Below are 24,588 nucleotides of genomic sequence, written 5' to 3' on the forward strand. Positions count from 1 at the left end.
TTTCTGCCTCGGCCCGATGCCGTCGGACGTGTCGAGAAGGGCTTGTTCATCGGCGGTCGATGGCGATCGGCATCCGGCGGGGACAGCTTCCCGGTGGAGGATCCGGCCACCGGGCGGACACTGTGCGAAGTGTCGGACGCGACCCCGGAGGACGCACTCGCCGCCTTGGACGCGGCCAGTGCCGCCCAGGCGAAGTGGGCTGCGGTACCCCCGCGCCGGCGGGGCGAGATCCTTCGGCGGGCCCACGACCTGCTGATCGAGCGCATCGACGAGTTCGCGTTGCTGATCACCCTGGAGATGGGCAAGTCACTGGCCGAGTCCCGGGCGGAGGTCGAGTACGGCGCGCACTACTTGCGCTGGTTCGGTGAGGAAGCCGTCCGGATCGACGGGAGCTGGAAGGTCAGCGAGGACGGCACCGCCCGGGTGCTGGTCACCCGGCAGCCGGTCGGGCCCTGCCTGCTGATCACGCCGTGGAACGCGCCGCTGGCCATGCCGGCCCGCAAGATCGGCCCGGCCGTCGCGGCCGGCTGCACCATGGTGGTCAAACCCGCGCCGCAGACACCCCTGACGACGGCTGCGCTGGCGGCGCTCCTGACCGAAGCCGGCCTGCCCGGTGGGGTGCTCAACATCGTTCCCACCACCCGGGCCGCCGCCATCACCGAGCGGCTCCTCCCGGACGGGCGGCTGCGCAAGCTGTCGTTCACCGGCTCCACGCCCGTCGGCCGCACGTTGCTGTCCCAGGCCGCCGGCACCGTCCTGCGGACCTCGATGGAGCTGGGAGGCAATGCTCCGTTCATCGTCTGCCGCGACGCCGACATCGACGCCGCGGTCGAGGGTGCGATGACCGCCAAGCTCCGGAACGTCGGTGAGGCCTGTATCGCCGCCAATCGCTTCCACGTCCACACCGACGTGGTCGACGAGTTCAGCGAAAAGCTCGTCGCGCGCATGAGCACCATCACCGTCGGACCCGGCACGGATCCCGCCACCGACCTCGGGCCGATGATCGACGCGCGCCAGCGGCGCCGGGTCGCGGACCTGGTCGACGAAACCGTCGGCGCGGGCGCCCGGGTGCGCACCGGCGCCCGGGTTCCCGAGGGAGCGGGCTACTTCTACCCGCCCACCGTGCTCACCGACGTCCCCGCCGGCACCCGGATCACCCGCGAGGAGATCTTCGGCCCGGTCGCGGCCATCCGGACGTTCACCACCGAAGCCGAAGTCCTGCACGACGCCAACGACACCGAGTTCGGTCTCGTGAGCTACCTCTACACCCGGGATCTGGGTCAGGCGCTCCGGATGAGCGAGCAGCTCGAGACGGGCATGGTGGGTCTCAACCGCGGTTACGTGTCCGACCCGAGCGCGCCCTTCGGTGGGATGAAGCAGTCCGGCATCGGCCGGGAAGGTGGCAACACCGGGATCGACGAATACCTGGAGCAGAAGTACGTGGCCATCCACCTGGGTACTCCTCACAGCGGAGAGGCCGGACGATGACCGGCAGCACCGTTTTCGACTCGTTCCTGTTCCGGGACTTGTTCGGGACAGCCGAGATGCGGGCGGTCTTCTGCGACCGGTCCTATGTGGACCAGGTCGTTCGCGTCGAAGTCGCCTTGGCACAGGCCGAGGCGCGGGCCGGCGTCATCCCGCGCCACAGTGCGGACGTGATCGCGGCATCGTGCGACCCGGCGCGGCTCGACCGTGATCGGCTTCGCCGCGACACGGAGAAGGTCGGCTACCCGATCCTGCCCATCGTCGGGCAACTCGCCGAGCAATGTGGTGACGCCGGCGGATATCTGCATTGGGGAGCCACCACCCAGGACATCATGGACACGGCGACGGCCCTCCAGTGCGCCGAGGGCTTGACCCTGATCTCGGACGCGCTCGATCGGCTGCGCGCGCACTTGCGCAGGCTGGCCGCGGAGCACATCGACACGGTCACCGCCGGCCGGACTCACCTCCAGCACGCCCTGCCCGTCACCTTCGGCTACCGGGTGGCCGTCTGGATGTCCGCCCTGGACCGGCACGCCGATCGGCTGACCGCGGTGCGGGAGCGGGACCTGATGGTGCAGTTCGGGGGAGCGGCGGGAACCCTGGCTTCCCTGGGCCCGGGCCCGGCCGGCCTTCGGGTCCGGGCCGAACTGGCCGCGGAACTCGGCCTTCGCGACCCCGAGATCACGTGGCACGTCGCGCGGGACGGCTTGGCCGAGATCGTCGGCCTGCTCGCCGCGATCGGTGCTTCGGTCGGCAAGATCGGCACCGATGTCGCGTTGATGTGCTCGACGGAGTTCGGCGAACTCGCCGAACCGTTCGTGGCCGGCCGGGGGGCCAGCTCCACCATGCCCCAGAAACGCAACCCCATCTCCAGCGAGCTCATGGTGGCGGCGGCGAAGCTGCTTCGTGACAAGTCCTCCGCCATGCTCGACGCGATGGTGCAGGACTTCGAGCGCGCCACCGGTCCGTGGCACGTCGAATGGGCCGTGATCGCTGAGGCATTCCTGCTGCTCGCGTCCTCGCTTTCCCAGGCTGAGCAGGCGATGGCCGGCCTGCAGGTCGATGCGGAGCGCATGCGGGCCAACCTGGGCTTGACCGGCGGGCTCATCGCCGCGGAAGCCGTGATGATGGCGCTCGCACCCGGAATCGGCCGTCAGCACGCCCACGAACTCGTCTACGCGGCCTGCAGCCGAGTACAGGACACCGGTACCGAGCTGGCCGTCGAACTGCGGAAGGACCCGGCTGTCGCGGCGATCCTCGGGGACGACCGGCTCGACGCGCTCTGCGACCCCGCCGGCTACCTGGGAAGCGCGCAGGACATGGTCCGCAGCGCAGTGGGGGGAACCGACGCGGAGGACCGAGACGGCGTTCGTCGGTTCAAGCGGTGCGAAGAAGCACACCCCCGCCTTGCCCGTCATCCTCCGATCGGAGGATGACGGGGTCCACCGCGTCCGCGGTGATCCCGGCCCTCGTGGTCGATCCGGCACGCCCCCGCGGGCGGCAGGCTTGCTTCCACCGGGAAAGGGCGTGCGATCATTGCCGGACACCATGCTGGGAGCGGGTCGTGAGTGTCGAGGCGGAGTTGCGCGAGGAGTTCGACCGCTGGGAGCGCAAGGAGACCGCGGTCCTGAAGGTGCTCCCGTACCCGCTGCTGGCGGTCAGCGTCGTGATGACCCTGCTGCTGCAGCCGCTCTGGAACGGGGAGGTGCACCTTCCCGAGGTGCTCGGGCTCTCGGTCCTGCTCACCGCGTGGGTCATGTGGTTCCACACGTTCCACCCGGAGTCGCACCGCAACGGCCTGCTGATGGGTCTCTACTACACAGGGCTCGTGGCGTTGACCGCCTGCCTGGTGCTGCTCACACCCTGGTTCGGCTTCTTCGCCTTCGTCGGCTACGTGCACGCCTTCCAGTACCTGAAGGGCCGGTGGCGGTACGCCGGCGTGGCCGCCACGTCCGCGGTCTCGGCGATCTCCTACGTGGGCGGGGCCGCCAACATCGCGGCCGGCGAGTGGTGGAAGTGGCCCGCCGTCAGCGCGCTCACCACGGTGATGGCCACGGTGGCCTTCCACGCCGATGTGATGTCCGACCGGCGCAACCACCGGCAGAAGCGGGCGCTGGTCGAGCTGCACAAGGCCAACGTCGAGCTGGAGACCGCGCTGGCGGAGAACGCGGGCCTGCACGCTCAGCTGCTGGCGCAGGCCCGCGAGACCGGCGTGCTCGAAGAGCGGCAGCGGATGGCGCGGGAGATCCACGACACCCTCGCGCAAGGGCTGGCCGGCATCCTCACCCAGCTCCAGGCCGCCGAGCAGGCGTCGCACGCGCCGGCGGTGTCGCGCCGTCACGTGGGGAACGCGATGGACCTGGCTCGCGAGAGCCTCATCGAGGCCCGCCGGACGGTGCACGCGGTGGGACCGTCCGCGCTGGTGGAAGCCCGCCTCCCGGACGCGATCGGCGACGTGGCCGGGCGCTGGTCGAAGGTGAACCGCGTCGAAGCGGTGCTGACCACGACCGGCGACGTCCGGCCGATGCACACCGACGTCGAGGTGACCCTGCTGCGGACCGCGCAGGAGGCGCTCGCCAACGTCGCCAAGCACGCCCGAGCCGGTCGGGTTTCCCTGACCCTGTCGTACATGGAGGACCTGGTGACGCTCGACGTGCTGGACGACGGAGTGGGCTTCCGGCCCGGCGCCGAGCGCGCCGGCCGCTCCGCGGACGGAGGCTACGGGCTCACCGGCATGCGGCGGCGGGTGCAACTCCTCGCCGGGCGGCTGGACATCGAGTCCGAGCCGGGCGGGGGCACCGCGATCACCGTGACGGTGCCGGCGATCCCCGCCGGGAGCGAGAGGTGATCTCACTGCTGATCGTCGACGACCACCCGGTGGTGCGGGACGGGCTGCGCGGCATGTTCGGCGCCGATCCGCGCTTCGAGGTGGTCGGCGAAGCCGGGGACGGGGCGGAAGCGGTCTCGGCCGCGGAGCGCCTCCGCCCCGACGTGATCCTCATGGACCTGCGGATGCCCGGGACCGACGGGGTCGCCGCCATCAAGGAGCTGGCGAAGCGCGGGGTGCCGTCACGGGTGCTGGTGCTCACCACGTACGACACCGACAGCCACGTGCTGCCGGCCATCGAAGCCGGCGCCACCGGCTACTTGCTCAAGGAGGCGCCGAGGGCGGAGCTCGTCCGCGCGGTGGAGGCTGCCGCACGCGGACAGGCGGTGCTTTCTCCCACCGTCGCGACGAGGCTCTTGGGCCAGGTGCGCAAACCCGCCCCGGCCCTGCTGTCCCGGCGCGAGCTGGAAGTGCTGGAGCTGATCGCCCGAGGCTCGACGAACCGCGAGGCGGCGAAGCGGCTCTACATCAGCGAGACGACGGTGAAGACGCACCTGCTGCACGTCTACGCGAAGCTGGGCGTCAACGACCGGGCAGCCGCCGTGGCCGCCGCGTTCTCCCTGGGCTATCTGGCGCCTCGGGACTGACGACCGATCGGAGCTCGGTGATCGAGCCGATGAGTTCGGATTTCTGATCCGTGACCGGGCCGGCCAGTTCGCGGCCTCGTTCGATGCCGTCCCGGCCGGCGTGGGCATCGAAACGATCAGGATTCCTCCGCGTTGCCCGCAGGCGAACTGCTGTGCCGAGCGATTCGTGCTGACCGCCAGAACCGAACTCGCTGACCGTATGTTGATTCTCAGCGAGCGGCAGCTGCGGGCCGTGCTCGCCGAGTACGTCCGGCACTACAACGATCTACGCCGCATCGTTCCCGCGGGCTTCGCCCACCCCGGCCGACCCACCCTGTGGCAGATCTCAACTCTCAGCGGATCAAGCGACAGCGGCTTCCCGGAGGTCTGATCAACGAGTACGAACGGGCAGCCTAAAGCTGCTGGTCAGCGCCGGTAAGCGACTTTTGGAACCCCACAGGCCGAATACCCGGGTGATGGCGGCCGGCAGCTCGACGCTCTCGGCCGGCAGTGGCACACCGTCGCCGCCGGGCACTCCGCAGGAGAGACTCTCGTTCAGTGCCACGGCGAACGGGTCGACCACCAGGGAGATCGCGCCGGCACCGAGCCGTTCCGGCGGTAGCGAAATGTCGATTTCGAAGGGCTGAGCCAGATCTTCCGGTGCGATCCGCACCTCATGTTCGGTCGGCAGTCGCCTGCTGACCCTATCAGGCAACGACAAAGTGCCACAGTATCCCCAATTGAAGCATTTATTTGGGCTATGACGCGAACCACGTGAATATCTGAGGCGCGCTCATTCACGCGGCGATACGAACATATTGTTTCCCCCGGGAGTCGACATCGGCCCTCAGAAGTCGCTCAGGAACGATTCTAGCAGCTGTGCGGAGTCAGGGCAACGCGATTGGGGGTCCGGTAGCCCGGCGTGGACACCCGAGGAGGTTGTGTTGATCACCGGAGCCGTGCAATATGAGAGAACATGGGTGTTCGGCCTGCGGTGAGCGGGCATGGGGGAAATGGGGAGGCATGACCGTAGGAAGTTAGCGCCGTATTATCTGTCGCGTGACAGACGCGTCCGGTGACGCCGGAACGGCAATCGAACATCGAACCAACGTGCACCGGTCGATCGCGCGGCCTGGGGACAGGTGCGAGACCGGAGGTCAATGCTGTCCGGGCACCAGTCGACCGCATTCTTCTGCCGGCCGTCTGATCCGCCGGCGGCTGGGTCGTACGCACACCAGGTTGGGGGACCCGCGCTTGTGAAGAACGCACTCGTCGGCAATCGCACGCGAGTCATCCTGGCGGAACGGAGAACGCTTTTCCGGATCGGAATGCGCAAAACTCTCGACGAGGCCTCGGGGATCGAGGTGACCCACCAGGTCGACACCTTCGAAAGCCTGGCCCGGCACACTCGGGAGCTGCCCGACGTGGTCGTGATCGGCTGCCTCGCCGACGTGCCGCGCGCACCGCTGGCCGCGCGCCGGTTCCTCGACCGCAGGCCGTCGGCGAACGTCCTCGTGCTGGATGACAACGCGGTGCTGCCGGACGCGCCCCGGGTGGGCGTGCTGCCGCTGACCTCGAGCCCGGACGAGTTCCTCAGCGCCATCCGGATGCTCGCCGCGGGCTACGCGTTCTACGCCGGCCCCGCGCCGCGCACCGCCGAACGGGGCGAGCCACAGCTGGAGCGCATCACCCGCCGGGAGACCGATGTGCTGCGCCTGCTCGTGGCCGGCCAGACGAACTCCGCGATGGCACGGCACCTGTCGCTCACCGAGAGCACCGTCAAGTTCCACGTGCAGAACCTGTTGCGCAAGCTACGCCTGCCCAACCGCGCGAGCGCCGTGGCCTACGCGTACGAAACCGGGCTGATCAACGTGGGGGAGCTGTCCGAAACAGCAGGGAGGCCGTGAACCGTTGATCAGGATGACCGAGGTGCGCCGTGGCGCGATAGGCGCCGCGACCGCGATGTTCTGCGTGGGCACGCTGACCGGCGTCTCCCCGGCATTGCACGACTATCCCGTGTACGGCGGCCAAGCCGTGCGTTACCTGATCGGCTCGCTGCTGCTGCTCGCCATCGCGCGCGCGACGGGGAACGGCATCGTGCGGCTCACCCGGCGTGAGGTGTTCTTCCTGATGGCGCTCGCGCTCACCGGGCTCACCGCGTTCAACGTGCTGATCGTGGAGAGCACCCGGTTCGCCGACCCGGCGACCGTGGGCACCGTGGTGGCCGCCGTGCCGATCATCCTGGCCCTCGTCGGGCCGCTGCTGGAACGGCGCAAGCCCGCGCCGCGCGTGCTGCTGGCGTCCGTGATCGTGGTCATGGGGGTCGCGGTGACCGGCGGGTTCGGCGGCGGGTCGCCGCTGGGGCTGCTGCTGGCGTTCGGCGCGCTGGCGTGCGAAGCGGGGTTCTCCCTGCTGGCGCTGCCGGTGCTGGGCCGGCTCGGCGCGATCCGGGTGTCAGCTTACTCGGCGGCGCTGGCCGTGCCGCAGCTGATCGTGGTGGGGCTCGTCGTCGACGGGCCGGACCTGGTCCGGGTGCCGACCACGGCCGAGGCGCTCGCCCTGGGCTACCTGGCCGTAGTGATCACGGTGTTCGCGTTCCTGTGCTGGTACACCTCGTTGCCCCGGCTCGGTGCGGACAAAGCCGGGCTGTTCTCCGGTTTCCTCCCGGTCGGCGCGGTCTTGTCCACCGTCGTGCTGGGCACCGGCCACCCTCGGCTCGCGGACCTGGTCGGCGCGTGCCTGGTGCTGGGCGGACTCGCGATCGGGCTGCGGCCCGCGCGCAGCCGGCAACCGGAGCCGGCGTGATCTCCCATCAGGTGGTCACGCTGCTCGTGGCGCTGGCCGTGATCGTCGCGCTGGCCAAGGTGATGGGCTGGCTGGCGACGCGGATCGCGCAGCCCGCCGTGGTGGGCGAGATCCTGGCCGGCGTGCTCGTCGGGCCGACCCTGTTCGGCGGGACCGTGGCGAACCTGGTGTTCCCCGCGGACATCCGGCCGATGCTCAGCTCGCTGGCCAACGTCGGGCTGGTGTTCTTCATGTTCCTGGTGGGCCTGGAGTTCAACCGGGACCTGCTGCGCGACCGGCTCGGGTCGATCGTGGTGCTGTCGATGGGGTCGATGCTCACGCCGTTCGTCCTGGGTGTGGTGCTGGCGACCGTGCTGCGGCCCGCGGACGACCGGCTGGCGTTCGTGCTCTACCTGGGCACCGCGATGGCCGTGACCGCGTTCCCGGTGCTGGCGCGGATGCTCGGCGACTGGCGCATGACCGACACGAAGATCGGCGTGCTCGCGCTGGGCAGCGCCGCACTGGGCGACCTGCTGGCGTGGACGATGCTGGCCGTCACGATCGCGACGCTCGGCGCCGGCACGTCCGGACAGTGGCGGCTGTCGCTGGTGCTGCCGTTGGTCCTGCTGAGCTTCCTGGTGGTGCGGCCGCTGTTGGCACGGATCGCGGCCGCCCGGCGGGACATGTTCGCGGTCGTGCTGATCGGGCTGCTCGTGTGGAGCGCGCTGACCGAGTGGATGGGGCTGCACTTCATCTTCGGCGCGTTCCTCTTCGGACTCGTCATGCCGCACGGGACGGACCTGCGGACGGGCGTGACGCAGCGCATCGAGCAGGTCGGCAAGGTGTTGCTGCTGCCGGTCTACTTCGTGGTCGCCGGGCTCGACGTCGACCTGTCCGGCACCACGTGGTCGGGGTTCGCCGAGTTCGGGCTGATCATGCTGGTCGCGGTCGGCGGCAAGTTCGCGGGCGCGGTGCTGGCGGCCCGGCTGTGCCGGCTGAACTGGCGGGAGTCCGCGACCATGGGCACGTTGCTCAACACCCGGGGCCTGACCGAACTGGTGATCCTCAGCATGGGCCTGCAACTGGGCTTGCTCGACCGGGACCTGTACTCGCGACTGGTGCTGATGGCCGTGCTCACCACGATGATGAGCGGGCCACTGGTGAAACTGCTGTACCGGGAACCCGCCGCCAAGCTCGCCTCGGTGTGACGGTCAGCCGGCCACGTCGTGCAGCACCGGCCGGACCAGCTCGACCAGGCTTGCCGCGGCCACCTCGATGGTCTCGTCGTCCCGGCCGCTGCCGCAGTAGACCGTGCCCATGTCCGGCACGGTCGTGTGGAACACGACCGTCCGGCCGGCGATCTCGGTCAACGGGCTGATGCCGCCGGGAGCCATGCCCAGCTCCGCCAGGTCGTCTTCGCCGGCGCGGCGCAGCTTGGCCCGGGACACGCCCGCCGCCTTGGCGATCTTGCCGTAGCCGGCCGGGGTCAACATCGGCATGGACACCAGGATGAACCGGTCCTCGGTACGGAACGCCAGCGTCTTCAGCAACCGCTCGGCGGGCAGCTTCAGCTCGCGTTCGATGTCCTCGTACGTGCGGATCGGCGCGTGGGTGAAGGACGAGAAAGGCACGCCGGCGGCTGTCAGGATCTGCCCGGGAGTCGGTCTGCTCACGTCCGGAGTGTATCGGGACGGACGTCGGCCGAGGTGGCGGGGCGATACTCACGCCGCTTCATCAGTCCGTGGAACACGAACCGCATGACGGGTCGCCCGGAGTCGTCCGCAAGTTCGCCGCGCTGGCGCACGATCCCGCAGTCCTCTCGGGACAGTGACACGGTCGTGCCCAGCACGGTCATCCGCCCGACCAGCAGGTCGCCAGGCCGCACCGGGCGCAGCCAGCGTAGCTCGTCGATGCCCGGCGACACCTCCGCGGCCGACCCGCTGACCACCGAATCCACGTACAGCCGCATGAAAGTGGCTGCCACGTGCCACCCGCTCGCGATCAGCGGTTCGCCCGGCTCGCCGAGGTGGATCGGCTGCGGGTCGAACTGGCCGGCGAAGGACCGGATCTCCGCTTCGGACATCCGCCGGCTGCCCAGTTCGTACACGTCGCCGACCCGGAAATCCTCGAAATAACGCACGTCACGTCCTGGCGATGGCGCGTAGCTCGGGGAACAGCGCCATGCCCGTCCCGCCGATGCCGGGCCGGTACGCGGCCACCTCCCGCCGGGTCTGCCCGACCACCGGACCGGCCATGAACGGGAAGTCCGTGCCGAACAGCACGTGTCCCGGCTGGGCAACGGCGTCCACGCACGCCAGCGCCGCGGACGAGGACGACTGCGCCGTCTCGTAATAGAGCCGGCCCAGATCCTCGCGGACCGAGCCGTCCTGGCCGGGCAGCACCCACGTGCGGGCCAGCTCCCACCGCCCCACCAGGAACGGTATGGTGCCGCCGCCGTGCGCGAGGACGAACCGGATGCCGGGGAACCGCCGCAGCGTGCCCCGGAACAGCATGTTCGCCACCGCGCGGGTGGTGTCCATGACGAAGTCGACCAGCGGCGGCGGCACCGCGGCGGCGAAGTCCGGCGCGCCCGTGCAGGAGCACCGGTAGCCGGGGTTCGGGTGGACGAACACCACCGCGCCGCGCCGGTCCAGCTCCGCCAGCAGCGGGTCCAGGCCGGGGTCGCCCGGGACCGAGCCGTCCGGCAACGAGGCCGGCAGCACCACGCCGTCGGCGTCGAGCACGTCGAAGGCGTACTCGACCTCGGCGAGCGCAGCGGTCACATCGGGCAGTGGCAGGGTGGCCAGCAACCCGAACCGGTCCGGGTGCTCCCGCACCACGTCGGCGGTCCACTCGTTGGTCTGCCGCACCAGGTCCGCGGCGCCGGGCAGCAACAGCGCCGCGTCGGGCATCAGCACCGACAGCACGGCGGCGGCCAGGTCGTGCTCGGCCATCACCTGGAGCGTGTCGGCCGCTGCCCAGCTGGGCACCGGCACGCCCGGCGCCATGTGCGTCACGCCGCGGGCGGCCAGCGCGTCGGCCAGCCGCCCGTGGTACGCGTGATGGTGTACGTCGATCCAGTCCACTTCGGACACGTCAGGCCGGCTGGGCGGTGATCGTAGGCACGTCGACGAACGCCGCGTCGATCTGCTCCTGCGGCAGCTCGTAGTCCTCGAGGTTGCCCGCCAGGAACGAGTCGAACGCGCCCATGTCGAAGTGGCCGTGGCCGGAGAACCCGAACAAGATCGTGCGGGCCTCTCCCGCCTCCTTCGCGGCCAGCGCCTCGGCGACCGCACCGCGCAGCGCGTGCGACGATTCCGGCGCCATCACGAAGCCCTCGGTGCGGGCGAACCGCACGGCCTCGGTGAAGACCTCGTTCTGGTTGTAGGCGCGGGCTTCCACGAAACCCTCGTCCTGCAGCAGGCACAGCGTGGGCGCGTCGCCGTGGAAGCGCAGGCCGCCCGCGTGGATGGGGGGTGGGATGAAGCCGTGGCCCATGGTCTTCATGTGCAGCAGCGGGCCGAGGCCGGCGGTGTCCGGGTAGTCGTAGGTGTAGCGACCCCTGGTCAGGGTCGGGCACGCGGTGGGCTCGGCGGCGATGAACCGGGTGCCGCTCCGCGCGCCGGTCAGCGTGTCGGCCAGGAACGGGAACGCCAGGCCCGAGTAGTTCGACCCGCCACCGACACAGCCGACCACGACGTCCGGGTAGTCGCCGGCCATCTCCAGCTGCCGCTTGGCCTCCAGCCCGATCACGGTCTGGTGCAGCACCACGTGGTTCATCGCCGAGCCGAGGGCGAACCTGGTGTCGTCGTGGGCCAGCGCGTCCTCGACGGCCTCGCTGATCGCGATGCCGAGGCTGCCCGGCGAGTCCGGGTCATCGTCGAGGATCTTCCGGCCGGCCTGGGTGTGGGTGCTGGGCGAGGCGTACACCTCGCCGCCCCACGTCTCCATCAGCGAGCGCCGGTGCGGCTTCTGCTGGAACGACGCCTTCACCATGTACACGGTGACCCCGACGCCGAACAGGCTGCCCGCGAACGACAGCGCCGAGCCCCACTGGCCCGCGCCGGTCTCCGTGGTCACCCGCTTCACGCCCTGTCGCGCGTTGTAGAACACCTGGGGCACGGCGGTGTTCGGCTTGTGCGACCCGGCGGGCGACACCGCCTCGTACTTGAAGTAGATCTTGGCCGGGGTGTCCAGCGCCTTCTCCAGCCGGTCCGCCCGGTACAGCGGGGAGGGCCGCCAGATCCGGTAGATGTCCTGCACCTGCTCGGGGATGTCGATCCAGGTCTGCGGGCTGAACTCCTGCGCGATGACCTCGTCCGGCAGCAGGGCCTGCAGGTCGGCCGCGGTGACCGGCTCGTGGGTCACCGGGTGCAGCGGCGGCAGCAGCGGCTTGGGCAGGTCCGGCAGGATGTTGTACCACTGAGTCGGCATGTCGTCTTCGGTCAGCAGGAACTTCTTCACGTCACTCTTCCCTTCAGAACAGCGGTGCCTGGCTCGGTGCGCGCAGCGTGCCCAGGTGCGGGTGCCACAGGTGGTCCGGGTTCTCCTCGACCTCGCGGGTGATCTCCCGCATCCGGGTCAGCGCGGCCGGCTCGCCGTCACCGTCCCACACGTCGCCCTGGAGCATCCGCAGCACGTCCAGCCGGTAGCGCGGGTCCGCGACGAACGCGGTGAACAGGATGTTGAGCCGGTAGTAGATCGAGATGAACTCGTACCAGTTGCTCACCGCGCGGCGCAGCTTCGTCTCGTACCGGCCGAACGACGGCTTGGTGAAGTCCCCGTACTCGGCCGCTTCGAGGATGTCGTAGGACGCGATCCGCGCGCTGTTCATGGCGACGCTGACGCCGCTGGAGAAGATCGGGTCGACGAACCGGGCCGCGTCGCCGACCATCAGCCAGCCGTCGCCGCACACCTGCCGCATGGCGTAGCTGTAGTCGCCCTCGGGCTTGAACGGCCGGACCCGCTCGCTCTTGCGCAGCGCCTCGGCCAGCTCCGGGCGGGACCCCGTGGCATCCTCGAAGAACGCGCCCCACTGCTGTTTCGCGGCGGTGAAGTGCTTCTTCTGGGTCACCACTCCGACGCTGGTGATGGTGTCGGTGATCGGGATCTGCCAGACCCACGTGTCGGTGATCGGCAGGAAGTGGATGAAGATGAAGTCCGCCTGCTTCTTGTCCACCGCCAGCGCGGTGCGGTCCAGCCCGTCGAACCAGGTGTGGATGGCGTACTGGTTGAACACCGGGTCGGGCACCTTGAGCTTGAGCTGGCGGCCGAGCAGCGTGCTCCGCCCGCTGGCGTCGACGACGAGCCGCACCCGGACACCGATCTCGCGCCGCCCCATGGTGAACACGATCCGCTTGACGTCCTCGTCCAGCTCGACGCGTTGCACGCGCACGCCCTCGTACACCTTCGCGCCCAGGGATTCGCTGTGCTGCAACAGCAACAGGTCGAACTGACCCCGGTCGACGTGGTAGGTGTAGTCCTGGTCGACGCCCCGCTGGTCACGTTCGCTGAACGCGACCTCGGCGGCCTTGAAGCCGTGCGAGAGCTTGAAACCCAGTGACGAGATGTCGTTGCTGGTGGCGGAGGTCCAGGCCGCGCCGTACTTGCGCGGAAACCCGCTTTCGTCCACTTTGGCCAGTGCGCCGATGTCGGCCAGCACCGGGGTGGTCGCCGGGATCAGCGACTCGCCCACGTGCGGGCGCGGGAACAGCTCGCCCTCCAGCAGCACGACGGACAGGCCCGCCTTGGCCAGGTACGAGGCGATCGTGGAGCCGGCGGGGCCACCGCCGATGATGCCGATGTCGAAGTCGACGTCTGTCACAGCGTCCCCATCTCGGACTCGCGGGCGTCCGCCGCCAGCTCCAGCACCAGCCGCGTGACGCTGTTCAGGTCCCGGAAGTTGCGGCCCACCATGCGTTCGGCGGGCACGTCCACCCCCAGCCGCTCGTTGATGAACACGACGAGAGCGGTCGTGGACAGGCTGTTGAGGATGCCCCACTCCAGCAGCGGGGTGTCCGGGGCAACCTCCATGCCCGCGGAGTCCAGCACCTTCTCCCGGATGAACTCGGTCAGTGTGCCAAGGACTTCAGCATGTTCCATGCACGTCTCCGTATCCGCGTCGCACCAACAGACCGGTCTCGATGCTATGAGCCGTGGACAACCGGTGTCTTCCCTCGGAATGGCGGGCGGCAGCCAGCCGTTCGGCGGAGCCCCGACCTATCCGTGCGGCCAGGTCGGGGCCGGTATTCCGGGGGAGGACAACCGGGCCCGCGCTGCCTACTGTTGCGTCACGTGGACTTCGGATGGCACCCGGCCGCCCAGGCCGACTTCGACCGCGTTCGCGCGGAGACCGCGACCTGGCCGGACGAACGGCCGGCGGCGTTGACCGGACAGCAGTGGCGGCGGTGCGGCGACGCCGGGCTGCTCGGCTACAGCGTGCCGGCCGATCTCGGCGGAACCGGGCACGGGTTCCTCGACACCGCACGCGCCATGGAGGCGTTCGGGCTGGGGTGCGCGGACATGGGACTGGTGTTCGCGTCGCTGGCGCATCTGTTCGCCTGCGCGATGCCGATCGTGGAGCACGGCGACGAACGGGTGCGCAAGCGGATGGTGCCGCTGCTGGCGTCCGGAGAATGGGTCGGCGCCAACGCGATCACCGAGCAGGACGCGGGGTCGGACGTCACCGCGCTGCGCGCGACCGCCCGCGCGGACGGCGACCACTATGTCCTGGACGGAGTGAAGTCGTTCGTCAGCAACGCTCCCGAGGCCGATGTGTTCGTGGTCTACGCGTCCACCGACCCGGACTTCGGCCACCTGGGAGTGACCGGTTTCGTCGTGGAACGGGACACGCCGGGGCTGACCGTCGAGCCGTTCGCCAAGGCGGTGCTGGCCACCTGCCCGGTCGGCGAGGTCCGGCTGGCGGGGTGCCGGGTGCCCGCGCACCACGTGCTGGGCGTGCCGGGACAGGGCGCGGCCATCTTCCAGTCGTCCATGCGCTGGGAGCGGACCTGCCTGTTCGCCGCCTACCTGGGCCAGGCCGGCCGGCTGCTGGAGCGGTGTGTCGCGCACGCCCGTGAGCGCCGCCAGTTCGGCCGGGCGATCGGCACGAACCAGGCCGTGTCGCACGGGATCGCGCGGCTGCGCGGCCGGTTGGAAGCGGCCCGGCTGCTGCTGTGGCAGGCGTGTTGGCGGCTGGACATGGGTGAGCGGGCCTCGTTGGCTGTGGCCGCCGCAAAGCTCGCGGTCAGCGAAGTGGCCGTGGATACGGCGGCGTTCGCGATGCGGGTGCTCGGCGGAACCGGCGTGCGCACCGACACCGGGGTGTCGCACGAACTGCTGGACGCCATGGCCGCCACCACGTTCTCCGGCACCTCCGAGATGCAGCTGGAGCAGATGGCCAAGGAGCTGGGGCTGTGAGACTTCTGCAGGACCTGGTCCGGGCGCACGGGTCGAGCGACGCGATCGCGGTCAGCGCGGGCGACGGCACGCTGACCTACGCCGAACTGAACACCGAGGCGGACCGGCTCGCGCACCAACTGTCCACAATGGGCTTCCAGGCGGGGGACCGGGTAGCCTTGTGGTTGCCCAAGTCGACGGTGGCGGTCGTCGCGATGCAGGCGGCGCTGCGGGTCGGTGCGGCCTACGTTCCGGTCGACCCGCTGAGCCCGGTGGAGCGGGCCCTGCGGGTGATCCGCGACTGTGCGCCCCGGGTGGTGATCACCACGCCGGAGGGCGTGGCGGCGTTGGGCGAGGAGTTCACCACGCTGTGCGTGGCCCTTGGCGGCGAGCCCGTGGCGGCGCCGCCGGACGTGCGGCGGGCGCCGGACGACCTGGCGTACATCCTCTACACCTCGGGGTCCACCGGCGTCCCGAAAGGTGTCCGGATCTCCCACCGCAACGCGCTGGCGTTCGTGGACTGGGCGGCGGACGAGCTGAAGGCCCAGGCGGCGGACCGGTTCGCCAACCACGCGCCGTTGCACTTCGACCTGTCGGTGCTGGACCTGTACGTCGCGTTCCTGGCGGGCGCGTCGGTCCACCTGGTGCCGCAGGAGACCGCGTACGCGCCGCGCCTGCTGGTCGAACTCCTCGCCGCGCGACGGATCACCGTCTGGTACTCGGTGCCATCGGTGCTGATCCTGATGGCCCGCGACGGCGGCCTGCACACCGCCGACCTGCCGGACCTGCGTGCCGTGCTGTTCGCCGGCGAGCCGTACCCCGTCGACCACCTGCGGGCGCTGCGGGCCCACTTCCCCGACATCCGGCTGCTGAACCTGTATGGGCCGACCGAGACGAACGTGTGCACGTTCTACGAGGTGACCGACGTCCCGCCCGGCTGGACGCGGCCCGCGCCGATCGGGCACGCCTGCTCGGGCGACCGGGTGTGGGCCGTCCGCGACGACGGATCCACGGCCGCACCGGGGGAGGAGGGCGAGCTGGTGGTCGACGGGCCGACCGTCATGCTGGGCTACCACGGCGCCGAGCCGCACAGCGGCCCGTACCGCACTGGCGACCGCGTCGTGCTGCGCGCCGACGGCGAGTACCACTACGTGGGGCGCCGGGACAACATGGTGAAGATCCGGGGGAACCGGATCGAACTGGGCGATGTGGAGGCCGCGCTCCAGTCCCACCCCGAGGTGAGCCAGGTGGCCGTGGCTGTCGTGGGGACCGGGATGGACGCCTTGCTGACGGCGTACGTGGTGGCTGTGGAGGGCAGCGCGTTCGGCCTGCTGGACGCGAAGCGGCACTGTGCGCAACTGCTGCCCCGCCACATGATCGTGGACCGGGTACGCGTCCTGGCCGGCCTGCCGCGCACGGCGAACGGCAAGCTCGACCGCAAGGCACTGGCCACCGGCTCGGGTACGTGACCCGGCTGCGCCGGCGGCCGCGCGTTTGAGGTTGTCCTGGTCGTCCGCGGCTGGGCCGGGCCGATCGCGCGGTGCTCGCGGCCCTGGCTCGGCTTCCACCGCAGTCGCTGAGGCTCCGTCGCCGGCTTACAGCTCCGCAAGCGCCGCGGATGAACGCGATCGCCGAGGCGGCGGGTGACCTGTCCCGGTTCACCCCGCAGATGACCAACGCGGCCGTGGCTCCGCAGCCGACCTGCCGGAATCGACTTCGATGCAGGCACCAGTCGAGAGAAACGCGTCGCCTCGCCCAGGCCGGTGAAATTTTCAATTCCAGGCGCTCCCGATGAAATTTTCAAAGGTGAAAACAAAACCCGTTTCTTGACGTCGCGCACGACGGAGTGCTTTCATTGATCTCTGCTTACGCCGACAGGGTGCCTTTCCCCGGGTGCTGCGAACTCCGCTCGGTTCGTGATGGCGACTCCGATTCCGACGAAAGGGCTCGTGTCATGCGTCGACACCCCCGGCCGCCGCACCGCCGAGGCTTCCTGTCGGTGCTCACGGCGCTTCTCATCGCGGTTGCGGGAACGTGCCCGGCCACGGCGGTGGGTCCGCGAACCGCGGAGCCGGTTCCCGCCACGTCGATGTCGCGGGTGGACGGCGTCTCCGAGGGCAACGGCGCGATCGGGTCGGTCGACCTGGCCGGGACGTGGAACTTCACCCCGGCGGGGCGGGCGGCGACGTCGATCACCGTGCCCGGTGGTGGCTGGTACAAGCAGGGTTTCACCGACGTGAACGAGGCGGTGTACTCGCGCAGCGTGACCGTGCCGGACTCGGGTCAGCCGCAGTCGGTGTGGATCGAGTTCGGTGCGGTGAACCACCAGGCGACGCTGTCGGTGGACGGGCGGGTGGTCGCCACCCGGACCACGGCCTTCACCCCGTCGAACTTCGACATCACCTCCTACGCCGCCCCCGGCACCACGCACACGATCAGTGTGGCGGTGAAGGGCCGCGGCGCGTTGAAGAACAGCGCGGGCAAATACCTGGTTCCGGTGGCCGCCGACTGGTCGGAGGCCGTGCCGCAGGGCATCTTCCGGTCGGCGTTCCTGCGGACGTACCCGGCGGTGTACGTCAGCGACACGTTCGTCCGCACGTCGGTGGCGAACCAGTCCCTCGCCTACGACGTGTCCGTGACGAACACCTCCGCCGTCGCCCGGTCGGTGACCCTCACCGGGACGCTCGCCTCGGACGCCGCCGGCTCGTTCGCCTATCCGGCCCTGCCGAGCCGGACGATCAGCGTGCCGGCCCACTCGACGGCCAAGGCGACCGTCGGTCCGATCGCGTGGAACCTCGGCCCGACCTCGTACTGGTGGCCGAACGTCCCCTACCGCCCGGGGTACCGGGCCCAGCTGCACCGGCTTTCGGTGCACGCGACCGCCGACGACGGGCACACCAGCGACGCCGCCTACCGGTTCGGGTTCCGCGAAAGCACGCAGAACGGCGAGTACTTCGAACTCAACGGCGTCCGTGTGAACTACCGCGGCGACAACCTCCAGGGCGCCGACTACGACCGGATCAACAGCGGTGGGAAGGGCGACGCCTACGACACGCTGCCCGGGTTCCTCCCGCCGTCGGGCGGGAACGGCGGCTGGCCCCAAGCGGTCGACAACTACCAGCGGCTGAACTTCAACGTCGTGCGGATCCACCAGGAACCGGCCAGCCCCTACATGCTCGACATCGCCGACGAGCAGGGCCTGATGATCATCGACGAGAGCGGGGTCCGCGGCGGTGCGGAAGACTTCGCCGGCGGGCACGACAACATGGTCGACCACGTCCGGGCACTGACGCTGCGGGACCGCAACCACCCGGCGGTCGTCCGCTGGAGCCAGGCGAACGAGCCGAGCTTCGGCAACGATTCGGAGCAGTTCGAGCAGGACCTCTACGCGGCGGTGAACGGCGCCGACGGCACCCGCCCGATCAGCGTGGACGCCGCGCCCGGCGCCGACTCGCCCGGCCGGTACCCGAACATGAACCAAGCCAACTTCGCGATCTTCGCGCACTACCTCGACGGCACCGGCCAGTACGGCGAGCGGGTGCCGGCGGTGACCGGCCGGCCCGACGGTGAGGGCGAGTACATCTGGCCCAGGTGCAACACCAAACAGGGCTTCGAATGGTTCGCCACGGCAACGGCCGCCAAACGCGGCAAGGGCGCCAACGACCTGCGGCCCTACACGCTGCTGTCGGCCTGGGCGGGCGTCATCCCGGGCGTGCGATCCACGGACTTCACCCCCGAGGAGGGCGGCCACCCGATCTACGGCGCGGACAACCTGACCGACCCGTGGAGCAACCCGCAGTTCCAGCGGGTCCAGGCCGCGTTCAACCCGGTCGCCGCGCTCGACCTGCCGTACTGGTCGGCGTCCGGCGTCTCGGACGCGGGCGGCACCTTCCCCCTGCCGCAGGCTGTGCCGAGCTACACCGCCGGCACCACGGTGAACCGGGCCGTCACCGTCTTCAACGACGACCTGACCGGCACCGGCGTGGACTTCGCCTGGAGCGCCCGGCTCGACAGCCCGGCCGGCGCGGTGATCGCGTCCGGTGGCGCGACCCTTTCGGTTCCGCTGGGCTCACGGGTGACCCAGCCCGTGTCGTTCACCACCCCGGCCGCCGGCTCGCGGGTGTACCTCGTCCTGTCGACCGCCAAGGCCGGCACGGCCGTGTTCAACGACGCAGTCGAGTACTTCACGCTGGGTGGCTCGAGCACCGGTCCGGCGCCGGGCACCTACCGCATCGTCAACCGCAACAGCGGCAAGCCGCTGGCCATCGCCGGCAACTCCACGGCCGACGGCGCCAAGGCGATCCAGCAGACCGGGAGCGCCACCTGGACCGTCAGCACCGTCCAAGGCGGGGCGTACACCCTGCGCTACACCGCCAGCGGCAAAGCCCTCGACGTCAACGGCTCCGCCACCACCGTGGGCCTGCAGTTGCAGCAGTGGACCGCCAACGGCGGCACCAACCAGCAGTGGTACCTGCGCCCGGCCGGTGACGGGTTCTACTCGATCGCCGGCCACGACAGCGGCCTGGTCGCCGACGTGTACGGCCAGGCCACCACCGACGGCGCGCAAGTCGTCCAGTGGTCGGCCAACAACGGACCCAACCAGCAATGGCAACTGACACCGGCGTGAGCGAACGCCGCGGACGTCCACCGGCCAGCACGCTGGGTGACGGCGGCGCCGGTGAGGACGACGTCGCCGGGCGCAGCGGTTCGCCACGCCGGGCGGCGAGCGGGCGGGGGCGTTGAGCGGATCGCCCGGGCAATCCCGGCCGATACCCCGCGACACGAGTTCGGTCGGCCGGTCCGACGTCGTCGAGGGCTTCGCGGCCGTCTGTGGACAGTTCGTCGACCGTGCGCCGGAGCCGGCCGTTGAAATCGGCCACTGCGGCCGCGTACCCGGCATCGCTTTGCGTGCGCTGGTTGGGCAGCAGGGTGCCGAACACGAACTGCACGCTGGAATCCGCCTGGCGGGCGTCGGCGACGAATTTGCGCAGGCTTTCCTTGGTGGCGTAGGCGGTGTGGGTGGTGCAGGTGCCGTCGGAGGGGTCGGTAGCTCCGGCACCGTCACCGGCGGTGGCGGCACGGATGTCATCGCCCTCGTCAACGGCATCAACGGCGCCAATGGCGCCAATGGCGCGGCCGGCGGCATTGGCGTCTGCCTCTGACGAACGGCAGCATTGGCATGAAGTGCCAACAGCACTGGAAGACAGGGGCAACATCACCGGCACGCCGAAGGTGTTGCCGCTGCCGACCAGCCCGTGGCCGTCCGGCTCCGGCGGACAGCCGCGGTCACGGTCGCTGATCACCAAACGCACGGCGTCGACCTTATTCCTGGGGCAAACTCTGGCATGGCGGCGTGCCCAGCAGCGGGCAGACCCGGCAACAACACCACGTTTAGCGGACGGCCTTGAAGTGGACGAACCATGTGGTGTGGTAGGTCATGCCCTGGCAGCGTACGTCGGTGTCGGCTTTGAGCTTCACGGCATCAATCATTTTGTACGGGTGGTTGGCCTCGTGCTTCGCGAGGGTGGGCAGGTGGGGGTCCGCGCCGACGGTGGACAGTTCGATCTGGTCGTGGCAGTAAGGCTTGTCGGCGGGGTTCGCGAGAGTGTCGATGACGATGTCACCGGCGGAGATGGGCTGTACTTCGGTCTTCATGTTGGCGTGCGGGTTCGTCAGGGTGAGGGTGACGTACGCGGTTTCACCCGGCAGCAGAACGCCGATTTGTGTGCCGGGAACCGTGGCGTGGATGACGGACTCGGGCGAGCCTGCCGCGCCGTTCGCGATGTCGTGCTGGACGACCGCGGCGATCGAGAAGACACCGACGGCCACTACGGCACCTACGGCGGCGTGGATGAGCGGCAGTGGACTGTCCTTCCCCTTACTGCGCATGGGTTTCTCCATTCTGAAATCTACCGATGGTGGGCGGCAACCACGAGGTCGCCGGCCTCGTGGTTGCCGCCGGTCGTGCCTAGCGGACGGCCTGGAACTGGGCGGTCCAGGTCGTGTGGAAGGTCATGGCCTGGCAGCGAATGTCCGTGTCGTCCTTCAGTTTCACGGCGTCGGTCAGCTTGTACGGGAAGTTGGCCTCACTCACCGCGAGCGTCGGCAGCAGCGGGTCCGCGCCGGCCACGGACAGTTCGAGCTGGCCCTGGCAGTACGGTTTGTCGGCGACGTTCCCGACGGTGTCGATCACGACATCACCGGGGGCCACGGACACCAATCTGATCTTCACGTTGGCGTTCGGGTTGGACAGGGTCAACGTGACGTAGCCCTTCTCGCCGGGCAGCAGCGTGCCGACCTGCGCACCGGTCACGGTGGCGGGGGTCATCGCCTCGGCGGAGCCGGACACCCCGCCGGTGGTGCTGTCCTGGACGAACGCGGCGACCGCGAAACCACCGACTCCCACCAGTGCGCCGACCGTGGCGACGATGAGGGCGGACTTGGCCTTGTTGTTGATACGCATGGAACTTCTCCTTGGATTGACTGGCGCTCGGTTATCAGGGTTCGGTCGTTGGTGCCGGTTCGCTGGGACTGGCCGTCCCCTCGGTGGGTGTGCTGCTCGTCGGCGTGGCTGTCGTGGCAGGGATGACCGGCTCCGCCGACGGCGTGGCGGACGGCGTCGTTGTTTCGATCGCCGGTGTCGGTTCTGGTTCTGGCGTGGCGGATCGGCCGGGTTCCCAGTAGCCGGCCTTGCCGTCGACCGTCGCGGTCACCACGACCACGTCGTACCCGGTGGCCACCGCTACACCAGTGACGGAAAACGTGATGGCCATCAGGACAATGACGCCGGTTTGACGGAAGGTACGCATGTGCATGCCCTTCAGGGCTGGATTTCCGGCGTTGTGGCGCCATCGTGGGGATCGAGCACTGCGGGCTCAGATCGATTTTCTCGGAGCTGTTCGATGCGCTCATCGTCTCAGCCGCAGCCAAGCGTTTGAACCTTTTTCTTCGTACCCCCATACGTCGACCTCGCGACGTTTTCCGTTACGAATATCGGCTCGTGACGTCGAAACGTGATAAATCTCCTCAAATTCGTGTGGAAAACGAACTGTGCATGAATTACGTTCGTGAACGCGCCAGGCGACGAGCTTTGGGCGCCGACCGTGCACCATCCCGCGCCGCCAGAAGCCTTGGCAGCGAACTCATTTCACCCATCCTCGCCGAAGTCCGCCATCCCCTGCTTACCTGACCGCCTCCCTGCCCCTGTCTGGCCGAGCGCGCCGGAGGGTGCGCGTCCGTTCGAGGGGCAGCGGTATTGATCCAGGCGAACGCAGGGTGGATTCGGGTGTTGTTGCCCCGGACCTCGATGACGTGGCAGGTCCGCGATCGATCGCGTTTGCGGATCAGCCGGTACTGGAGTCGATGACCGGGGCCAGGCGATCACGTACGACGGGGATCAGGCACGATTGTGCAACGGCACGGCTCTTTCACACGATCATGGGACCTGGACAATCACATGATTGATGAGGGTCGTGCCCGTTTCAGGTTGCCGTCGCCGGGTGATCGCCAGATGAAGGCAGGTGGAAAGCGCGGGGAACGCGTCAGTTCCGCCGGTAGGCGGCCAGCCGGTCGGGGTCGGAAAGGATGTCGATCGCGACGATCTTCTCGTGGGCGATGGTGAAGCTCATGATCGAGACGAGCTCGTCTCCGACAGTGTTGACCAGCCCGGCCGTGCCGTTGACGAGGGCGGGGCGGGTGGTCGAGATGGTGGCCATGCGGTGGAACGTGGCGAGCTGTCCGGCCACGGTTTCGGCGCCGGACAGGATTCGCATGCCGCCGGGGAACGCCTTTCCGCCGTCCGCGCGCAGCGTGACGCCGGGGGCAAGGATGGCCAGCAGGGCAGTGAGGTCGCCGCCGCGGGCGGCGGTCAGGAAGGCGTCGACGACCCGGCGCTGGGTCGCCGGGTCGGGGTCGGGGACCGCGGCCGCGCCCTGGACGCGCCTGCGGGCGCGGCTGGCGAGTTTCCTGGCCGCGACCGGTGTGCGGTCCATGATCGGGGCGATCTCCTCGAACGGCATGCCGAACATGTCGTGCAGGACGAAGGCCAGCCGCTCGGCCGGATTCAGCGATTCCAGCACCAGCAGCAGAGCCAGTCCCACCGAGTCGCCGATCAGGGCCTGGTGTTCGGGGTCGGTGCGGTCGTCGCTGTCGACGATCGGGTCCGGCAGGCGGGCTTCCAGAGGGTCCTCGCGGCGCAGCCGGCGTGAACGCAACATGTCCAGGCAGACCCGGCCGACGACCGTGGTGAGCCAGCCCCCGAGGTTGTCGACCTCCCCGGATCCGGCGCGCGCAAGCTTGAGCCACGCTTCTTGGATGGCGTCGTCGGCCTCGGTCAGGGAGCCCAGCGGCACGGTGACCAGCGGTTTCGAGGGGGTGCGCGAGGAATTCGCGGCCGCGGTCGCCGAGGAGGCCGGCGCGCAGCTGGCGGTGTATGCGCACGGCCGCCTGGTGGTCGACCTGTGGACAGGCGACGAAGTGACCGGTGACACCCTGACCGGGGTCTACTCCTCGACCAAGGGTGCCGCGACCCTGGTGGTGGCCCTGCTGGTGCAGGACGGAGTGCTGGAGCTGGACCGTCCGGTCGCCGGCTACTGGCCGGAGTTCGCGGCGGCGGGGCAAGGACCGGATCACCGTGCGGGATCTGCTCACCCACCGTTCGGGGGTGATCGGGGTCGACGGCGGGTTCAGCGCCGCCGAACTCGCCGATGACCAGGTGATCGCGGGGCGGCTGGCCGGGCAGCGGCCGTACTGGCGGCCGGGTTCGGCCTACGGCTATGGCGGGTTCGTGACGTTCGCGATGGTGGGCGAGGTGGTGCGCAGGGCCACGGGCCGGTCGCTGGGGGAGCACTTCGAACAGCGGGTGCGTGCGCCTTACGGGCTGGACCTGTACCTGGGGCTGCCGGAGACGTTGGAGGGCCGGTACCGGGAGGTGCTGCCAGGGCCGGCCGACCCGGACCAGCTCGCGGCGTTCTGGGCGAACGTCCCGGGACCGCACAGCCTCACCGGGATCGGTTACGGCCTCAACTCCGCCCCGCCCCTCGACCAGGTGGCGTTCCTCAACACCCGGCGGGTACGCGCGCTCGGCCAGGCCTCGGCCGGCGGGGTGGGCAACGCCCGGGGGCTGGCCGGGATGTACGCCGCCCTGGCCTTCGGCCTGGACGGACGGGCCTCGCTGCTCGCCCCCGGCACCCTCGGCGAGTTCGCCATGCTGCACTCCACCGGTCGCGACCTGGTCACCGGTGAGGCGGGCCAGTACGCCCTGGGGTTCCAGGCCAAGGGTGCGCGCTACCCGTTCCTGAGCGCGAACGCCTTCGGCCACAACGGGTCCGCGGGCTCGGAAGCGTTCGCCGACCCGCTGAGCGGCATCGCCTTCGGCTACACCCGGCGCCGCTTCTCCTTCGACTGGTCGTATCCCGAACACGACCGGCTGGCCGCCGCGGTCCACCGCGCGGCCACGGCCTCCTGAAG

The 24,588-nt window shown here is 69.7% G+C and carries 26 protein-coding genes; 15 read left to right on the top strand and 11 right to left on the bottom strand.

What is annotated here, in order from left to right:
* Nucleotides 1-3 precede the first annotated feature (3 nt).
* The 5 genes from AB0F52_RS44045 (at nucleotide 4) to AB0F52_RS44065 (ending at nucleotide 5,329) form a co-directional block, all read left to right on the top strand.
* A complete protein-coding gene (locus tag AB0F52_RS44045; protein WP_360184235.1) occupies nucleotides 4-1,488 on the top strand; it encodes an NAD-dependent succinate-semialdehyde dehydrogenase in 1,485 nt (494 codons plus the stop codon).
* Nucleotides 1,485-2,921, top strand: a complete 1,437-nt coding sequence (locus tag AB0F52_RS44050) for an adenylosuccinate lyase family protein (protein WP_360184119.1) — start codon at nucleotides 1,485-1,487, stop codon at nucleotides 2,919-2,921. Before AB0F52_RS44045 ends, AB0F52_RS44050 begins: the two co-directional genes overlap by 4 nt.
* Nucleotides 2,922-3,049: 128 nt before the next feature.
* Nucleotides 3,050-4,333 (top strand): sensor histidine kinase, encoded by a 1,284-nt coding sequence (locus AB0F52_RS44055; protein WP_360184122.1) that lies wholly within the window; start codon nucleotides 3,050-3,052, stop codon nucleotides 4,331-4,333.
* Nucleotides 4,330-4,959: a response regulator transcription factor gene (locus tag AB0F52_RS44060; protein ID WP_360184125.1), complete on the top strand. Its 630-nt coding sequence runs from the start codon at nucleotides 4,330-4,332 to the stop codon at nucleotides 4,957-4,959. Before AB0F52_RS44055 ends, AB0F52_RS44060 begins: the two co-directional genes overlap by 4 nt.
* Nucleotides 4,960-5,059: 100 nt before the next feature.
* Entirely contained in the window at nucleotides 5,060-5,329 is a 270-nt protein-coding gene (locus AB0F52_RS44065; RefSeq protein WP_360184128.1) for an integrase core domain-containing protein, read from the top strand.
* On the opposite strand, the gene AB0F52_RS44070 is transcribed toward AB0F52_RS44065, so the two are convergent.
* Nucleotides 5,330-5,611 (bottom strand): hypothetical protein, encoded by a 282-nt coding sequence (locus AB0F52_RS44070; RefSeq protein ID WP_360184130.1) that lies wholly within the window; start codon nucleotides 5,609-5,611, stop codon nucleotides 5,330-5,332.
* Between the two features lie 655 nt (nucleotides 5,612-6,266).
* Between AB0F52_RS44070 and AB0F52_RS44075 the strand changes: the two genes are divergently transcribed.
* The 3 genes from AB0F52_RS44075 to AB0F52_RS44085 are packed head-to-tail and all read left to right on the top strand — an operon-like array spanning nucleotide 6,267 to nucleotide 8,930.
* Complete coding sequence (locus AB0F52_RS44075; RefSeq protein ID WP_360184132.1) at nucleotides 6,267-6,845, top strand: response regulator transcription factor; 579 nt, start codon at nucleotides 6,267-6,269, stop codon at nucleotides 6,843-6,845.
* Nucleotides 6,846-6,858: 13 nt separating this feature from the next.
* Nucleotides 6,859-7,743, top strand: a complete 885-nt coding sequence (locus AB0F52_RS44080; RefSeq protein WP_360184134.1) for a DMT family transporter — start codon at nucleotides 6,859-6,861, stop codon at nucleotides 7,741-7,743.
* On the top strand, nucleotides 7,740-8,930 hold the full coding sequence (locus tag AB0F52_RS44085; protein WP_360184137.1) for a cation:proton antiporter: 1,191 nt from the start codon (nucleotides 7,740-7,742) through the stop codon (nucleotides 8,928-8,930). Before AB0F52_RS44080 ends, AB0F52_RS44085 begins: the two co-directional genes overlap by 4 nt.
* 3 nt (nucleotides 8,931-8,933) lie before the next feature.
* On the opposite strand, the gene AB0F52_RS44090 is transcribed toward AB0F52_RS44085, so the two are convergent.
* The 6 genes from AB0F52_RS44090 to AB0F52_RS44115 are packed head-to-tail and all read right to left on the bottom strand — an operon-like array spanning nucleotide 8,934 to nucleotide 13,824.
* The gene (locus tag AB0F52_RS44090; RefSeq protein ID WP_360184140.1) at nucleotides 8,934-9,395 is read right to left on the bottom strand and encodes a YbaK/EbsC family protein; all 462 of its coding nucleotides are present in this window, start codon (nucleotides 9,393-9,395) and stop codon (nucleotides 8,934-8,936) included.
* The gene (locus tag AB0F52_RS44095) at nucleotides 9,392-9,862 is read right to left on the bottom strand and encodes a MaoC/PaaZ C-terminal domain-containing protein (RefSeq protein WP_360184143.1); all 471 of its coding nucleotides are present in this window, start codon (nucleotides 9,860-9,862) and stop codon (nucleotides 9,392-9,394) included. The genes AB0F52_RS44090 and AB0F52_RS44095 overlap by 4 nt, the downstream gene beginning before the upstream one ends.
* A 1-nt stretch (nucleotide 9,863) precedes the next feature.
* The gene (locus AB0F52_RS44100; protein ID WP_360184146.1) at nucleotides 9,864-10,817 is read right to left on the bottom strand and encodes an amidohydrolase family protein; all 954 of its coding nucleotides are present in this window, start codon (nucleotides 10,815-10,817) and stop codon (nucleotides 9,864-9,866) included.
* 1 nt (nucleotide 10,818) lies between these two features.
* Nucleotides 10,819-12,186, bottom strand: coding sequence for a TrpB-like pyridoxal phosphate-dependent enzyme (locus tag AB0F52_RS44105; protein ID WP_360184149.1), 1,368 nt, complete (start codon nucleotides 12,184-12,186; stop codon nucleotides 10,819-10,821).
* 13 nt (nucleotides 12,187-12,199) lie between these two features.
* Nucleotides 12,200-13,546: an NAD(P)/FAD-dependent oxidoreductase gene (locus AB0F52_RS44110; protein WP_360184152.1), complete on the bottom strand. Its 1,347-nt coding sequence runs from the start codon at nucleotides 13,544-13,546 to the stop codon at nucleotides 12,200-12,202.
* Nucleotides 13,543-13,824 carry an acyl carrier protein gene (locus tag AB0F52_RS44115; RefSeq protein ID WP_360184155.1) on the bottom strand — a complete coding sequence of 94 codons (282 nt, stop codon included), beginning with the start codon at nucleotides 13,822-13,824 and terminating at the stop codon, nucleotides 13,543-13,545. Before AB0F52_RS44115 ends, AB0F52_RS44110 begins: the two co-directional genes overlap by 4 nt.
* Before the next feature lie 192 nt (nucleotides 13,825-14,016).
* On the opposite strand from AB0F52_RS44115, the gene AB0F52_RS44120 reads away from it, so the two are divergent.
* The 4 genes from AB0F52_RS44120 (at nucleotide 14,017) to AB0F52_RS44135 (ending at nucleotide 20,282) form a co-directional block, all read left to right on the top strand.
* Nucleotides 14,017-15,141, top strand: a complete 1,125-nt coding sequence (locus AB0F52_RS44120) for an acyl-CoA dehydrogenase family protein (RefSeq protein WP_360184157.1) — start codon at nucleotides 14,017-14,019, stop codon at nucleotides 15,139-15,141.
* Nucleotides 15,138-16,589, top strand: a complete 1,452-nt coding sequence (locus tag AB0F52_RS44125) for an amino acid adenylation domain-containing protein (RefSeq protein WP_360184160.1) — start codon at nucleotides 15,138-15,140, stop codon at nucleotides 16,587-16,589. The genes AB0F52_RS44120 and AB0F52_RS44125 overlap by 4 nt, the downstream gene beginning before the upstream one ends.
* Before the next feature lie 581 nt (nucleotides 16,590-17,170).
* A complete protein-coding gene (locus AB0F52_RS44130) occupies nucleotides 17,171-19,747 on the top strand; it encodes an RICIN domain-containing protein (RefSeq protein WP_360184162.1) in 2,577 nt (858 codons plus the stop codon).
* 112 nt (nucleotides 19,748-19,859) lie between these two features.
* Nucleotides 19,860-20,282 (top strand): hypothetical protein, encoded by a 423-nt coding sequence (locus AB0F52_RS44135; protein WP_360184165.1) that lies wholly within the window; start codon nucleotides 19,860-19,862, stop codon nucleotides 20,280-20,282.
* 229 nt (nucleotides 20,283-20,511) lie between these two features.
* On the opposite strand, the gene AB0F52_RS44140 is transcribed toward AB0F52_RS44135, so the two are convergent.
* From AB0F52_RS44140 to AB0F52_RS44150, 3 genes are all read right to left on the bottom strand, one after another.
* A complete protein-coding gene (locus AB0F52_RS44140; RefSeq protein ID WP_360184167.1) occupies nucleotides 20,512-20,949 on the bottom strand; it encodes a hypothetical protein in 438 nt (145 codons plus the stop codon).
* Between the two features lie 139 nt (nucleotides 20,950-21,088).
* Nucleotides 21,089-21,583 carry a hypothetical protein gene (locus tag AB0F52_RS44145; protein WP_360184171.1) on the bottom strand — a complete coding sequence of 165 codons (495 nt, stop codon included), beginning with the start codon at nucleotides 21,581-21,583 and terminating at the stop codon, nucleotides 21,089-21,091.
* A 34-nt stretch (nucleotides 21,584-21,617) separates the two neighbouring features.
* Nucleotides 21,618-21,929 (bottom strand): hypothetical protein, encoded by a 312-nt coding sequence (locus AB0F52_RS44150; protein ID WP_360184172.1) that lies wholly within the window; start codon nucleotides 21,927-21,929, stop codon nucleotides 21,618-21,620.
* 44 nt (nucleotides 21,930-21,973) lie between these two features.
* On the opposite strand from AB0F52_RS44150, the gene AB0F52_RS44155 reads away from it, so the two are divergent.
* Nucleotides 21,974-22,309 carry a hypothetical protein gene (locus tag AB0F52_RS44155; protein ID WP_360184175.1) on the top strand — a complete coding sequence of 112 codons (336 nt, stop codon included), beginning with the start codon at nucleotides 21,974-21,976 and terminating at the stop codon, nucleotides 22,307-22,309.
* Nucleotides 22,310-22,661: 352 nt separating this feature from the next.
* Here the strand turns inward: AB0F52_RS44155 and AB0F52_RS44160 are convergent, their stop codons facing one another.
* Nucleotides 22,662-23,471, bottom strand: a complete 810-nt coding sequence (locus tag AB0F52_RS44160; protein WP_360184176.1) for a sigma-70 family RNA polymerase sigma factor — start codon at nucleotides 23,469-23,471, stop codon at nucleotides 22,662-22,664.
* 1 nt (nucleotide 23,472) lies between these two features.
* Here AB0F52_RS44160 and AB0F52_RS44165 point away from each other — a divergent pair, with 1 nt between their 5' ends.
* Both AB0F52_RS44165 and AB0F52_RS44170 read left to right on the top strand, forming a co-directional pair.
* Nucleotides 23,473-23,829, top strand: a complete 357-nt coding sequence (locus AB0F52_RS44165) for a serine hydrolase domain-containing protein (RefSeq protein WP_360184179.1) — start codon at nucleotides 23,473-23,475, stop codon at nucleotides 23,827-23,829.
* Entirely contained in the window at nucleotides 23,783-24,586 is an 804-nt protein-coding gene (locus AB0F52_RS44170; protein WP_360184182.1) for a serine hydrolase domain-containing protein, read from the top strand. Before AB0F52_RS44165 ends, AB0F52_RS44170 begins: the two co-directional genes overlap by 47 nt.
* Nucleotides 24,587-24,588: the final 2 nt, after the last annotated feature.

The sequence above is a fragment of the Amycolatopsis sp. NPDC024027 genome (assembly GCF_040638975.1).
GTDB lineage: Bacteria > Actinomycetota > Actinomycetes > Mycobacteriales > Pseudonocardiaceae > Amycolatopsis.